Source organism: uncultured Maribacter sp. (genome assembly GCF_963975365.1).
In the GTDB taxonomy this organism is placed as follows: Bacteria; Bacteroidota; Bacteroidia; order Flavobacteriales; family Flavobacteriaceae; genus Maribacter.
Window position 1 is genome coordinate 114523 of the sequence record NZ_CAXBGF010000006.1, and the last position, 14244, is coordinate 128766.

Here is a 14244-nt window from a genome sequence, read left to right on the forward strand (position 1 = left end):
AGCTTTTTAAACGGCCTCCTTTTTCTCTGAAAGATATTTCCAGTATCTTTTTGGTACATGTTGTACATGTAGTTTAGTATTAATACGAGATCTGATGGTTGTACTTTGAAAGTAATTGTTCCAAAGATTTTGGTAATCATATTCCGTATCAGTAAAAACAGCGCTTTTTCCAATTTGGTTAGTGTGAATATCAGAAAGATCTAGAGATATTATTTCGACTCTTTGCAAATCATAAAATAAACCATATGTACGCTTTACGTCATAAATAATCCATTGTTGGTCTGTGTAACGGTTTCTAAAATGTTTAGATATTAAAGGAAGAACGTCAAAATCAGGTTCTATGTTGGCGAGGTACACATCGTCTTTGGTTAATTGAAAACGTACAAAAGCCTCCATACGGTGTTTTTCTCTTCCTACTTTATGTGCTAGTTGATTAATTTTTAAAATACAATCATCGCTATAATCGTTAGTGCTTTTATATTTACTACCCATTAATTTTTGTATATAATGGTAGAGGAGGGCTTCTATATTATTTTGTTCGCTTAAGAATGCGAAGTAAATATTTTTTATAGCGCTATTACTTTTATTACGTATACCATTCCAAACCCGTTGTGCTTTTTCAACGTTAGTGAAGATGATTTCTGTTTCGGCAAATAGACCACTTTGTATTTGTCCTTGTCGTTGAATGTCGGCATGAGGTATTTTTTGTTCGAATCCGATAAAAACGGCAGTTAGAAAACCATTAAAACTACCATCATAAATTAAGGTTTTTGTAGTATTCATTAGAGCAAATTTAGAAGTTGAATAAAAAGGCGTTGATAAAAATTTTAAGCTGTTTTTTGAGCTTGCTTTTTAGCATAACCACTTGGTAGCCTACGGCTAAAATTTGTACCTGACTTCGTGCTAAAATAGAACTAGAGTTTTTATACTTACGTGCATTTAAAGCGGTATTTAAATTTTCCATGATGATTGAAATTAATAAAGTATAACTTTAATTAAATATAGATAATTCATTGCTATAGTGTTTTTTGAATTTACTATTTTGAGTTTGTAATATCATTCCTTTTATTTTAAATGCATCTAAATCTCTTCGTTCCCAATCGTTAGAATTACAAATGATAAAATACTTGGCTCGATTAAGGGCAACGCCCATTTTCTTTAAATGGTCCCAACTTAGGTTTCTGTATTTTCTTCCATTAATGATTTTTTGCACAGAGCTCATGCCGATTCCCGGTATACGGGCTAATATGTGATTTTCTGCTTTATTTATATCTACAGGAAAATAATTTAAGTTTCGTAAAGCCCACATTAATTTGGAATCTATATCCATTTCAAGATTCGGATTATCGGTATCTAAAATTTCCTTCACACTGAAACCATAAAAGCGTAAAAGCCAATCGGTCTGGTATAATCTATTTTCGCGTAACATAGGAACCTCTGCTCCTAAGGATGGTAACCGGCTATCAGTAGATATTGGAACATAACCAGAATAATATACCCGTTTCATTTTATGATTTTTGTAAAAATGAGAGGCAGCATACATAATGTCCTTATCGCTTTCCCCAGTAGCACCAATAATCATTTGTGTGCTTTGTCCTGCCGGAGCATATTTAGCTGTGCTTTGTATTATTTTACGTTCTTCATGATATCGTATTATTTCATTTTTTACCTTAAACATTGGTTTTATGAAATCTTCATGTTTTTTATCTGGAGCAAGTAATTTAAGGCCGGATATTGTGGGGATTTCTATATTCACCGATAACCGGTCTGCATATAATCCGGCCTCATACATTAATTCATCACTTGTACCAGGTATAGATTTTATATGGATGTAGCCATTAAAATTTTCTTCTTCTCGAATTTTTTTTGCCACAGCAATAAGGCGTTCCATCGTATGGTCGGCACTTTTAAAGATACCAGAACTCAAAAAAAGACCTTCAATATAATTTCTTCTATAAAAGTTTATGGTTAAATCAACCATCTGCTGAATTTTAAAGGCGGCTCTTTTAATATCATTACTCTTACGCGTAACGCAATAGGCGCAATCAAATATGCAATGATTGGTTAGTAGAATTTTCAAGAGTGAAACACAACGACCATCTTCGGTATACGTAAGGCAAATGCCATTACCTGTATCGCCAAGTCCATTGTCCTTATTTTTTCGATTACTACCACTACTAGAGCATAATACATCGTATTTGGCCGCATCTGCCAAAATGCTCAATTTTTCTTTAATTCTATCAAAATCCATAGCAATACGTAATTAATCCAAAAATATGGATATATTCCTAATTATGGAAATAATCCAAATTATATTTTGGAAATAATCCATAATCATTATATTTGATGAAGATTGAGATTTGGATTGTCTCTACAGAATATTTCAAGGCCATGGAAAACGAACTGACTTTAAAGCGATTTACAGATTTACGAAGAGAATTAGGATATACGCAAGCAGATTTTGCGGCACTTATTGGTGTCTCTAATACAACTGCTGATATAGAACGAGGCCGAACTAAACTTTCTGGTAAAGTGATCTTAGAGTTATTGAAACAGTTTAAGATTAATCCGCTTTGGCTTTTCGGGGAAAGTGAAGAACAATATTTAGAAACTTCTAGAACTAGTGTAATCCCTAAAGTTGTAACTGTTGATTCTGCGAATAGGGACAACATGGTACTTGTAAATGCAAAAGCTGCCGCAGGTTATCCTCAAAATATTTCAGATACCAGTTGGTATCAACAACTTCCTGCATTTGATTTGCCCATTCCGGAGTTCAGAAATGCAACTTATCGTGGGTTTCAGGTAGAGGGTGATAGTATGTTGCCTAATCTGCACCCTGGTGAATGGGTGTTGGCAAGAGCAATTGAGCATATCGATTATATAAGTGCGAATAAAATGTATGTGGTGGTTTTACAAGATTCTATCATGGTTAAGAAAATTGAGAAACGACCTAATTCAAATGATGTAACTTTGATTTCATTAAATGAAACTTACCCGCCTTACGATATTAAACCTTTTCAAATACAGGAAATTTGGGAAGTTAGTAGTAAAATAACCTTTAATGTAGATGCAACAACAGATAGTGGATTACTTCGCCAACTACAGGAGTCTATGCAAGAGTTAAAGAATCAATTACAGCATGTTAAGAAGGTTAATTAAAGTTTTGCTTTAGAATTGTTTAATATATAACCCACTATTCTTCAACTTGAATCCTAAGCTTTTATATAGAGCGATTGCCGCGGTTCTATGGTGTCCACTGAATAAGAGTACATCGTTTAAATTTTCTTTTTCAGCTTGTTCTAAAAGTTTTTCCATTAGCTTTCTTCCAATACCTTTTCCACGGTATTCAGAGGATACAACTACATCTTCTATCATTCCCTTGTGGCCTGAAACCACTTTATATTTTGCCATCATTGCTATTCCCGTTAAAACGTTTCCGTCCATACAGATTACTACATCGGTTGTTTTGTAATCCGACAAAACAGTGGATAGGTCCAACTGGGTTAATTCTGCATTAAGTTGCTTGTATAGCTCAGTAAGCTGTAATTGCAATGCAGCTGTTACTTCATTTTTAGTTAGTAGTTGAATAGTCATAAATAGTATATAATTTATATAGTGCTAAATAGTATTCACTAGCCTTTATGCCTTTCTAGTAAAACCATCATCATTAGTCCGAGTATAATGATATCATCATCGTTTCCATTCAATTTTATTAATTCACTAACCTTAAAACGACGACCGACCAAAGATTTTTCTTTAGAAAGTCTAACCACGGTTTCATTATTGCCGTTAATGACTAAATAGGCAGGGTTTAGAAATAGGCCGGTAAACAAATTAATAAGAGGTATTTGACCAACTAGGCCGTCTAGAACTTTAACCCAAGCATTTTCTTCTCGTATGGTGTACTTTAATTGCTTGTTCTTGTCGAAAATCTCATAATGTGCTTTCCAAATAGAAGCCCAACCTTTGCGGCCTATTTTACCGAATTCTTGTCCCATAGGGTCTGAAAACGAATAGCAGGCAGAGAAATCGATCCACCGATCTGCTTTAATGGTGTAAAGTAGCTTGGTTTTGCTTTCATTTTCATAAACCCCAACATCTTCTTTGAATTTAAAAAGCTTTTGTTTAACATAAGCCACTGTTTTCTTATCGGCATCAACAGCAGTAAAGTCATTGGATAAGGTGCCTATGTGAAAAGTAAAATCAAGTGGAAATTTATAATCTTGCATATGTGGTCAGTTAGATTGTTGGCTTTATGGCTTACTTTTAATCCTTTTTTCAAAAATGGATATCATATTAAATCTGAATTCGAAAATTATATGACTTTGATTTAAGGTTAATTTCTAAAATTCAGAAAATAAGCTGAAAAGCCATGTAATTAATTATATGCTTTCACTTCTCCCATAGATATTGATATTGGACCAAATTTGTGATAGGCAGGTAGTAAAGCACCACTTTCAGTTTCTATCCAACCTTCCCAAGTAGCTTCTAAGCCACCTATAGGTATTATTTTGGTCCAAAGCTTAAAACTTTTCGGCATTCCGTTAGGTTCAATAATCCATAAATAAGAATCTCCCGGTGTATCACCACCTTGTGTATAGGTTACTAGTAGGGCTTCAGAACCATCTTCCATATCTACCAAATAACGTTCCGTGCCTCGGTCGAAAATCTTATAAGGAGCAACAAGCCAAAAAGAATCATTGTTGAAGTAACGCTGTGCAACTTCAATAAGATTTTGGGTAGTTTCATATGAAGCGGCCTCATTATTTACATATGCCTTGCTTGAGTGGGGAGTTATTAAATCTAGTTCAACAACATTATCTCCCCAAGAAACTTTTACCATAGCTTTTTCTCGATTCCATTTATAGGAGTGATCTCCTCTAAAAGACCACTCAATAATCTTTGTGTTATTAAAATTCTTATAATGTAGGGCATCAAGCATTCTGTAGGCTAAAGCATCAGCTTCCGGCCCTAATTCGCCAGTTGGTAAAGGCTTGTTGTAGAGATAATATAGAACACCAAAACCTATGGTAACTAACAAAATCAGAAGCGCTAATATTTTAAATAATTTATTTAACATGGGTTATTTAAATAATTCATTTACAATTAATTAAGTGATATTTTATAATGGTGAGTTCAAAAGTTTAGACTCATCTAAAACCCAATTGCAGCATCATCTCCACGCTTATCTGCCCCACCTTCTAATTTACCATTTGATAAAACTCTAATGGCATCAACCTTACCTATTATTGGAGTGCGTTCTTCATTAATTAAATAGCCTTTAGATTTTAAATGTTCCATTAATGTAGGTGAAAATCCGTTTGGTTCAAAGATGACCATATCTGGTAGCCATTGATGATGAAAACGCGGAGCGTTTACGGCATCTTGCATGCTCATTTTAAATTCATATCCATTTAATATGGTTTGTGCAACAGCGGTAATAATAGTAGACCCACCTGGGGTGCCAACAACCATCCATAGTTTGCCATCGCGCTCAACAATAGTAGGGGTCATACTACTAAGCATTCTTTTTTCAGCTTCTATTCCATTTGCTTCTGCACCAACCAGTCCGAACATATTGGGGACACCTGCTTTGGAGCTGAAATCATCCATTTCATTATTTAAGAAGAAGCCAAGTTCATCAGAATATAATTTCGATCCGAAATTGCCATTTAAGGTCGTGGTTACTGAAACCGCGTTACCATCTGTATCAACTATAGAGTAGTGGGTTGTTTCCATGCTTTCTGCAATTTCCACCATACCTTGAGAAACATCCTCTGACTTTGTGGCTTTTTCAAATGAAAAATTAGACATTCGTTCTTTTATGTAGTCGTCTTTAAGTAATTCAACTAAAGGAATTTCGACAAAATCAGGATCACCTAAATAGAAATTTCTGTCGGCATAGGCACGGCGCGAGGCTTCAGTGAATAGTTGAATGGTTTTCTCTGAATTATGTCCGAACGATGCGATATCATAAGGTTCAATCATTTCAAAAATTTGATTCATGGTAACACCTCCACTACTTGGTGGACCCATAGAAATGATGTTTAAATCTCTGTATTTAAACGTAATTGGTTTTCTCCAAACAGCTTGGTAATTTGCTAAATCTTCTTCGGTTACAAATCCACCATTTGCCTGAATAAAACTTGCTAGTTTTTGAGCTACTTCGCCTTTGTAAAACCCATCTCTTCCCTTTTCAGCTATCGTACGTAACGTTTTTGCGAGTTTAGGATACTTTATAAGTTCACCCTCTTTATAAACTGAAGCGAATTTAGTACTGTCGCCATTCACTTTAATGAAAACTTCTCGGTAATTATCAAGCATTTCGGCTTGTTTAGCCGTAACAATAACCCCATTTTCCGCTAAGGCAATTACAGGATCGAAAATATCTTTTAAGGGTAGTTTTCCGAATTTTTGATGGACTTCTATGATACCTGCTACCGAACCGGGTACACCAACAGAGGTAGCGCCTAATGTGCTCATATTGGGAATTACATTGCCTAAAGAGTCTAAATACATATCTCTATGGGCGGATTTAGGTGCTTTTTCCCTAAAATCCAAAGAGCCAATTTCGCCATTTGCACTTCTGTATACCATGAATCCGCCACCGCTAATATTTCCTGCGCGTGGATATGCGACAGCAAGGGCTAACTGTGTACCAATCATAGCATCAAAAGCATTGCCTCCTTTTTGCATGATATCACTGCCTATTTTTGAGGCTTCTTCTCGTGCAGAAACGACCATGGCTTTATCGGTAACAGTTCCCGTTGGGCTGGCAGGATTCTCTTTACAACTGCTAAGTATTACAATTACAGTAAGTGTCAGTATAAATTTTAGTTGATTCATAGTTAGTTGAATTATTAGTTTATATAAATGAGGGTATTTTATTGTAATAGAGGTGTTATTTGTTATTTTTAATTTCCAATGAAATCAATTTATGCTTGGAGAAAGTAATTAGCTCTTCGAAAAAATCGGAAAATTCTTCTTCAAAGGCATCGTAATGTTCTTCAAGGTCTAAAATAGCAAAATTCATTTTAGATTTATTTTTAGTTCTACGATTCATGCCATTTAGCACGCGCGCTATACCGTCCATTTTAGAATAGTTATAAATCCAATTGTCGGCAATCATATACGGCATCATTCGTTTCACCCCATCAGGCAATATCTTATAATTATCCTCTAAAAGGTCATAAAAATTATCCACAAAAATGTCTAAGGGTGTGTCTGAATATTTTGACCAATTCTTTGCCAAAAAATGGTCGTAATAAATATCCACAATTACCCTGCTATAATGACTATAATTGGCATGTAATCGTTTACTGCTAATTTTAGGTATATCGTGAGTATCGGTATAGGTGTCAATAAAACGATGCAATTTTATTCCTTTTTGAATTCTTATGGGTAAATGTTCAAATTTATTACCACGAATACTGTCGGCGATGAAATTGCCTATTGTAATTTCTTTATCATTAAAAGATAGATATATATGTGCTAAAAAGTTCATTCGCCTAATTTATACTTCTTAAATCGAATTTACAAAGAAGGACCATAGAGGTAAGTACTAACCCTTTATATTTGCAAAAACTTATTAAGAATATATGACACTAATAAAATCTATTTCAGGAATACGAGGAACTATTGGAGGAAAGCCAGGGGATAATCTTACCCCGATAGATGCAGTTAAGTTTGCCGCATCTTATGGTATTTGGCTAAAGGACTATTCTAAAAAGGATAAATTAAAAGTGGTTATAGGTCGTGATGCACGTTTATCTGGAGAAATGATTCAGAATCTTGTGGTTTCTACCTTAATAGGTTTGGGTATAGATGTTATTGATTTAGACCTTTCTACAACACCAACAGTTGAAATCGCTGTTCCTATGGAGAAAGCTGATGGTGGAATAATATTAACTGCAAGCCATAATCCAAAACAGTGGAACGCTCTTAAATTATTAAATGAAAAGGGTGAATTCTTAGATGCGGATCAAGGCGCAAAAATCTTAGAGATTGCAGAAAAGGAAGATTTTAATTTTTCTAATATTGATGAATTAGGTAAAATTACTAGGAACGATAGCTATATTGATATTCATATCGATGAAGTTTTAAATCTTTCTTTGGTTGATGCTGAAGTGGTGAAAAAAGCCAAGTTCAAAGTTGTTGTAGATGGTGTTAACTCCACGGGTGGAATCGCTATACCTAAACTTTTGAAAGAATTTGGAGTAGAGGTGGTGGAACTGTATTGTAAACCAACAGGACATTTTCCACATAACCCTGAACCTTTAAAAGAACACTTAAAAGATATCTGTGATTTAGTAGTAAAAGAAAAGGCCGATTTCGGAATCGTTGTAGATCCAGATGTAGACCGTTTGGCATTTATAAGTAATGATGGTGAAATGTTTGGTGAAGAATATACTTTGGTCGCTTGTGCAGACTATGTGCTTGGTAAATCAAAAGGTAATACAGTGTCCAACCTTTCTTCTTCACGTGCTTTACGTGATATTACTCAAAAACATGGAGGTACTTATGAAGCTGCCGCAGTTGGTGAAGTAAATGTAGTGACTACAATGAAAGCTAACAAGGCAATAATTGGTGGAGAGGGGAATGGAGGTATCATTTACCCAGAAAGTCATTATGGTCGTGATTCTTTAGTAGGTACAGCATTATTTTTAATGCTGATGGCAGAAAAAGGTGGTACGGTTGCAGATCTTAGGGCAAGTTACCCTAGTTATTTCATGAGCAAGAAGAAAATTGAATTGACACCAGGTTTAGATGTAGACGGTATTTTAAAATCAATGGCTGAAAAATATGCCAATGAGGAATTGTCTACTATAGATGGTGTAAAAATAGATTTTTTCGAGAATTGGGTTCATCTTCGTAAGTCGAACACAGAACCTATCATTAGGATTTATACAGAAGCTAAAAGCCAGGAAGAGGCCGATAAATTAGCCGATCGTATTATTGGTGAAATAAAAACCGTAGCGGGCTTATAAAATACCAAAAGCCGGAAGCAAATAGTTACTTCCGGCTTTTTAATACTTCAAAATATTATACGATTTCCGCGAAGTTTGCGGGTTTCTTATCCCTGTGTTTCCAACGTTTATGTGTCCATAAATAGTACTCAGGTTTTTCATGTATTTGTTCCTCTGTTAATCGTAGAAACTTATTAGTTATTTCATGTTCTTCGGTTTCTTTACCATTTAGTGCTATAGGAATAAACTCAGCTTTATAATAACCTCGTTTTACTTTGCTTACCTTTAAAAAAACGGTAGCTAGTCCTGTTTTGCGAGCCAATGCTTCACCGCCATTAAAAATCGGGACTTTTATGCCCATGAAATCTGTCCAGTAGTGTGCTCTATGTGCTTGTGGTGATTGGTCGCTAACCATACCGTAGGTAGCGCGAACATTATTTCTGAAATTTTGAATAATCGTTTTTGCTGTCTGGCCTTGTGTTATTAAGGTAGTATTCCATCGAGCTCTAGTTTTTCTTATGAAATTATCAAAATAAGAATTATTAACTTGTTGGTAAACGGCGTATCCTTTAGAATTTACATAATTATTGATGCTAACATTCCATTCCCAATTAGCATAGTGTGCACAAAGAATTATAATACTTCTTTCTTTTTCAATTTCAAGTAAAACCTCAGGATTTACAACTCGGTATTTTTTGGCTACCGCCTTTTTACTTAAGTTCATGGTTTTTACCATTTCTAAAAAGGTGTCGCAAAGATGTTTGTAAAATTCTTTTTCAATGCGATTTATTTCTTCCATCGGCTTATCTGGAAATACCAAATTCAGATTGTTTTGAACAACTTTGCGTCTGTAGCCAAAAATATGGTAAACAAAGAAAAAAGCGATATCAGAAATACCATAAAATAATCGATGTGGCAAAATGGAAATAACCCATAGAAATGGGTAGATTAAAACAAAGGCCAATAGTTGCATTCTCAAAAAATTATGGGCAAATATAGTTATATTTGACGCCAAATAAATAGTAGATAATGTACAACATTGATATAGCTACAATAGCAATAATCGCGGCAAACATATTGGTTTCACTTAAAGGTTTCAATGATACCTTTTTCTTTGAGCGTTATAAATTCAGTATTGGAGCTATAAAAGCAGGGCAGAAGGAACGTATGGCGACTTCTGGGTTTTTACATGTAGATATTTCGCATTTATTGTTTAACATGCTTACCCTTTATTTTTTTGCGGGTGTTGTAATCAATTGGTTCGGTCCTGTTCAATTTTTTATAATTTATGCTGTAAGTCTTCTGGCGGGTAGTCTATTGGCGTTAAGCTTTCATAAAGACGAACCCTACTATTCTGCTGTTGGTGCTAGTGGTGCGGTTACCGGTATTTTGTATACGGCAATACTTTTGCAGCCAACTATGCAGCTAGGTATTATGTTTATTCCTATTCCTGTGCCAGCATATGTAGTTGGCATAGGGTATTTACTCTATTCTATCTACGGAATGAAAAAACGTTTGGGTAATATTGGTCATACGGCACATTTTGGTGGTGCGATAGGAGGTTATGCTTGTACGTTATTGCTTATGCCAAGTTTGTTACAAACTGAAACTCTAATGGTTGGCTTATTAGCGCTCCCAATTATCTTGCTGTTCGCTCTTGAGAAGATGGGTAAGATTTAAAAGATTTTGTGTTTTAAGTATTCCGTTTGATTGTTTGAACTAAAAAGGGATGTAATTCATCGGATTTCTCTATAGAAATAGATTAATTGGGCACTACAAGTCGTTATTGGAAAAACCCGAATTAAAAATGATTTCAACCCTATCTTTTAGAAAAATATGGTTAATTGCCATATCTACTACTTTTCTTAGTGTTAAATTGTAGTGCTAAAACTAAAATTTTTGAAAACCCTGAAGATAATTTAATAAAGGAAATCAATCAGTTAAAATTAGACAATAGTGTGAGTTTCGACCGTGCTGGTGTTCTAGATATTTACGAGGATCCAATTTCAAGCGCAAAAAGATACAATACGACTGGTAAAGTAGAACAAGCTGGTGATTATCCGCTTACTTTGGTTGCGCAAATTGCACCTCCTTCATTTGAAAATGGAGAAAATTTAACTGCTACGCATGTAGCCTTAAATGGTGATTATGGCTTTGTATCTTATAATACTGTTGGTCAAGATTATGTAGGTGCCGTCGATGTCATTGATATAAGCGATCCTAATAATCCAAGAGTTACATCTAGAGTATATTTTACAAACGCAGACCTAAATTCAATTGCTTATGACGAAGGCTATGTTTATGTAGCTGGTGGTGTAGATGCTGAAAAATCTGTAACCGCTACCGCGAACTCAGTAGTAATAAAAATAGCAGTAAGTGGTGGTAGGCTTAATACCTCGGACATTACTTTCGGATTTCAAGAAGGTTTTAACGCTACAGATGTAAGTATTATGAACAATAATGTAATTGCTACTAGTGGTCAAGATGGTTTTGTTGTTATTTATGATAAGAATGAAATGAGTATTTTGAATGAAGTTGCTTTCGCAGATTTACGTTCCGTTACTTATAATGGAAACGAAATAGCTGTATTAGATGCAGCACAAGGTGTTAGTTTTTTAGACCAAAGTCTTAATGTGACTAGAAGTATAAGTATTGAATCAGATTTTGGAATAGATGCTAAGCGTACATTAGATTTTTCTAACGATAACATAGTTGTGGCAGAAGGTTCTAAAGGCGCTGGTATATATAATGCAACTTCAGGTAGCTTTGTTGAGTATTTGCCTATTCTAACAAGTCCTGAAAACGCAGAACAAGGTGATATTGTAACATATGGTGTTGCAGTGAATGAAGGTGTTTTGCTAATGGCAAATGGTGCAGGAGGACTTAGTCTTAATGAGAATGCAACGGATAATACTCAAGGTGTTGGTGTTATAGAGTTAACAGGTTCTATTAATTATGTAGCATCTAAAGGAGATTATATTTTTGCGGCTTCAGGTAAATCAGGATTTCAAATAATAAAATTGAACAGACCTACTCAGAGTTTGGTAAGTAGTTGTGAAAATTTGGTTTCATTCAACGGAAATTCAAGATATACAGTTCCCGTTGGTGAAGATCAAGCTTATTCAGGGTCAAAACGTTTCAATTCTTTAAATGTTGATGGTACTCTATTGCTTTGTGGTTCATGGACCGTTAGAGATGATATTACTATTAATGAGAACGGTGTTTTTGAAATGAACGGAACTATTGTTGTTGGTAGGGCAAATAGATCACGAGATATTGTTGTAAAAGCCGGAGCTACCCTTCGTATCGAAGGTAGTATGTCAATTTATGGCGATTTAATACTAGAAGATGGTGCTACAATAGAATTTTTAGGCGAAAGTACAATAGCAGTTATTTGGGGTAAAGTAACCAAGGCAAATAGTGCTACTGTAACAGGTACTTTTAATGATTATTTCAATAAATTTTAACATATCAAGCAATAAATAAAAAAGCCCCAAGGTGAAAACCTTGGGGCTTTTTTATTTAAAGGAAAGTACTAGTTTAATAGTTCGGCTACCTTTTCTTCAAGTGCTGGACCTCTTAAATTTTTAGCCACTATTACTCCGTTTTCATCTATTAAGAATGCTGCAGGAATTGCTTCTACATTATATAGTTTTGCAATTTGATCGTCGAAATAAGCAATGTTAGAGATGTGGTTCCATTCCAAACCATCTTCAGTAATCGCTTTTTTCCAAGCTTCCTCTGTTCTATCTAAGGAAACACCTAAAACGTTTAAGCCTTTATCATGATATTTTTTATAGACAGTAACAATATTAGGATTTTCAGCCCTACATGGTCTACACCATCCTGCCCAGAAATCAATTAAGGTTACCTTACCCATTACATCTTTTAAAGCTATTGTTTCACCCTCAGGATTTGGACCTGAAAAATCAGGTGCAATTGCACCGATACTTGTGCTCTTGCCAGCTTCTTCAGATTTTTTAAGTTTCTCAATACCTTCTAAAACCTTTTTTCCAGCTGGTGAGTTTTTAATTTCCTCTGACATGGTATCGTATATACCTTCAATTTCTGATAAAGAAACTGCTTTTGTTGCAATTGCTCTGTCGAGAACTAACGCAGATATTAATGCTTTTGGGTTGGCTTTCACATAGTCCAATTCAAAAGTCTTATACTTATCCTGTAATTCATTCATTTCATCTTGCAAAGCCAAGGCCGCTTCGCCAGAGGCAGCTTTCATGTCTTGTTGTATAGATTGGGCTTGCATTGAAATTTCTCTTGATTGCTCCATATAATCAGCAAAAGCATCGTTTTGAAAAGTCCCGCTTATGTCAGCAAAGCCCATGCTATCTCTTTCGGCATTAAATAGAATATCTCCGTTTTCTAAAATCACTGCAGTATAGCCAGGTAATTGTTCAACAAAAATATAATGCAGTTCAGGTATATCAGCTATACCAGTAAATTTAAAATCACCATTGGTAGTTATTGCTGTATCTACCTCTACAGGTTGATTGTTTTCGCCTATCTTTTTAAGAAATACTTTTGTTCCATCAGGAATTTCACCTCTTAATTTTCCATTAAGTGTAAAGCCTTCTGGATTTGTGTTGCAACTGAACATTAAAATTCCAGTTAGTAAAATTACAATGCTATTTTTCATAAAATTCACTTAGTTTAAGTTGCAAATGTACTTATATATGAGATATAAAAAAAGACCCCTAACGCAATGGTCAGAGGTCTTTAAATTAGTTTTAATCTAGTGATTAAAACTGGTAACGAATACCAAGACCTATATCAAAATCGAAATTATCAGAAAATCCGTCATATCCAACAACCCCTAATTCGGGTCTAAAATCCAACGAAAGAATTAAAGGAATATCAAAATTATATTCTATTCCTATATCACCAGCGGCAAAAACGAATAAGCCTCCATCGTTATTGGTATTTGGGTTATTTGGAAAATCTACACTTCCTAAACCTCCTCCGACACCGTAGTACCATTGAAAGTCACCTTCAATTGGGCGTACCCATTGGTAAAGGCCAGCAATTTTAAAGGCGTTGAAATTTCTACTATCGCGCCAACCTAGGTCGAATTCCAACCTATTGCTCTGGCTTAGTGATTTTTGGTAACTGATTTCAGCGCCAAATCCGTCACTATCCCCTAAACGTAATCCTAATGCATGATCGGCTATTTCCTGTGCTGATAGAGAGCAGGTAGCCATAAATAATAAAACTGAAATACCTTTTAAAATCTTCATATAGTTCATGATTTTTGTGATGAAAA

15 protein-coding genes are annotated in these 14244 nt (G+C 34.9%); 4 read left to right on the forward strand and 11 right to left on the reverse strand.

The annotated features are described in order from the left end of the window. Window positions 1-6 precede the first annotated feature (6 nt). The 3 genes from AACZ49_RS09190 to AACZ49_RS09200 are packed head-to-tail and all read right to left on the reverse strand — an operon-like array spanning window position 7 to window position 2251. Window positions 7-783 carry a TIGR03915 family putative DNA repair protein gene (locus AACZ49_RS09190; protein WP_339653810.1) on the reverse strand — a complete coding sequence of 259 codons (777 nt, stop codon included), beginning with the start codon at window positions 781-783 and terminating at the stop codon, window positions 7-9. 10 nt (window positions 784-793) lie between these two features. Continuing rightward, window positions 794-964, reverse strand: a complete 171-nt coding sequence (locus tag AACZ49_RS09195; protein ID WP_339653813.1) for a hypothetical protein — start codon at window positions 962-964, stop codon at window positions 794-796. Between the two features lie 27 nt (window positions 965-991). Then, window positions 992-2251: a putative DNA modification/repair radical SAM protein gene (locus AACZ49_RS09200; RefSeq protein WP_339653816.1), complete on the reverse strand. Its 1260-nt coding sequence runs from the start codon at window positions 2249-2251 to the stop codon at window positions 992-994. Between the two features lie 140 nt (window positions 2252-2391). On the opposite strand from AACZ49_RS09200, the gene AACZ49_RS09205 reads away from it, so the two are divergent. Beyond that, entirely contained in the window at window positions 2392-3159 is a 768-nt protein-coding gene (locus AACZ49_RS09205) for a S24 family peptidase (protein WP_339654019.1), read from the forward strand. A 9-nt stretch (window positions 3160-3168) separates the two neighbouring features. On the opposite strand, the gene AACZ49_RS09210 is transcribed toward AACZ49_RS09205, so the two are convergent. From AACZ49_RS09210 to AACZ49_RS09230, 5 genes are all read right to left on the reverse strand, one after another. Next, window positions 3169-3594, reverse strand: a complete 426-nt coding sequence (locus tag AACZ49_RS09210) for a GNAT family N-acetyltransferase (protein ID WP_339653819.1) — start codon at window positions 3592-3594, stop codon at window positions 3169-3171. Window positions 3595-3632: 38 nt separating this feature from the next. Then, window positions 3633-4229 (reverse strand): hypothetical protein, encoded by a 597-nt coding sequence (locus AACZ49_RS09215; protein WP_339653822.1) that lies wholly within the window; start codon window positions 4227-4229, stop codon window positions 3633-3635. A gap of 149 nt (window positions 4230-4378) precedes the next feature. Beyond that, window positions 4379-5080: a hypothetical protein gene (locus AACZ49_RS09220; protein ID WP_339653824.1), complete on the reverse strand. Its 702-nt coding sequence runs from the start codon at window positions 5078-5080 to the stop codon at window positions 4379-4381. A 74-nt stretch (window positions 5081-5154) separates the two neighbouring features. After that, window positions 5155-6846, reverse strand: coding sequence for a gamma-glutamyltransferase (gene ggt / locus AACZ49_RS09225; RefSeq protein ID WP_339653825.1), 1692 nt, complete (start codon window positions 6844-6846; stop codon window positions 5155-5157). A 55-nt stretch (window positions 6847-6901) separates the two neighbouring features. Continuing rightward, the gene (locus AACZ49_RS09230) at window positions 6902-7504 is read right to left on the reverse strand and encodes an ACP phosphodiesterase (protein ID WP_339653826.1); all 603 of its coding nucleotides are present in this window, start codon (window positions 7502-7504) and stop codon (window positions 6902-6904) included. Between the two features lie 94 nt (window positions 7505-7598). Between AACZ49_RS09230 and glmM the strand changes: the two genes are divergently transcribed. Further along, entirely contained in the window at window positions 7599-8987 is a 1389-nt protein-coding gene (gene glmM, locus AACZ49_RS09235) for a phosphoglucosamine mutase (RefSeq protein ID WP_339653829.1), read from the forward strand. A 55-nt stretch (window positions 8988-9042) separates the two neighbouring features. Here glmM and AACZ49_RS09240 read toward each other — a convergent pair whose 3' ends face one another. Next, window positions 9043-9981 carry a lysophospholipid acyltransferase family protein gene (locus AACZ49_RS09240; protein WP_339653832.1) on the reverse strand — a complete coding sequence of 313 codons (939 nt, stop codon included), beginning with the start codon at window positions 9979-9981 and terminating at the stop codon, window positions 9043-9045. Between the two features lie 14 nt (window positions 9982-9995). Here AACZ49_RS09240 and AACZ49_RS09245 point away from each other — a divergent pair, with 14 nt between their 5' ends. Both AACZ49_RS09245 and AACZ49_RS09250 read left to right on the forward strand, forming a co-directional pair. Beyond that, entirely contained in the window at window positions 9996-10646 is a 651-nt protein-coding gene (locus AACZ49_RS09245) for a rhomboid family intramembrane serine protease (RefSeq protein ID WP_339653834.1), read from the forward strand. 164 nt (window positions 10647-10810) lie between these two features. Continuing rightward, complete coding sequence (locus AACZ49_RS09250) at window positions 10811-12433, forward strand: hypothetical protein (RefSeq protein WP_339653836.1); 1623 nt, start codon at window positions 10811-10813, stop codon at window positions 12431-12433. 68 nt (window positions 12434-12501) lie between these two features. Here AACZ49_RS09250 and AACZ49_RS09255 read toward each other — a convergent pair whose 3' ends face one another. Together AACZ49_RS09255 and AACZ49_RS09260 are read right to left on the reverse strand one after the other, a co-directional pair. Then, a complete protein-coding gene (locus AACZ49_RS09255) occupies window positions 12502-13620 on the reverse strand; it encodes a TlpA disulfide reductase family protein (RefSeq protein WP_339653839.1) in 1119 nt (372 codons plus the stop codon). A gap of 103 nt (window positions 13621-13723) precedes the next feature. Beyond that, window positions 13724-14218, reverse strand: coding sequence for a hypothetical protein (locus tag AACZ49_RS09260; protein WP_339653842.1), 495 nt, complete (start codon window positions 14216-14218; stop codon window positions 13724-13726). Window positions 14219-14244: the final 26 nt, after the last annotated feature.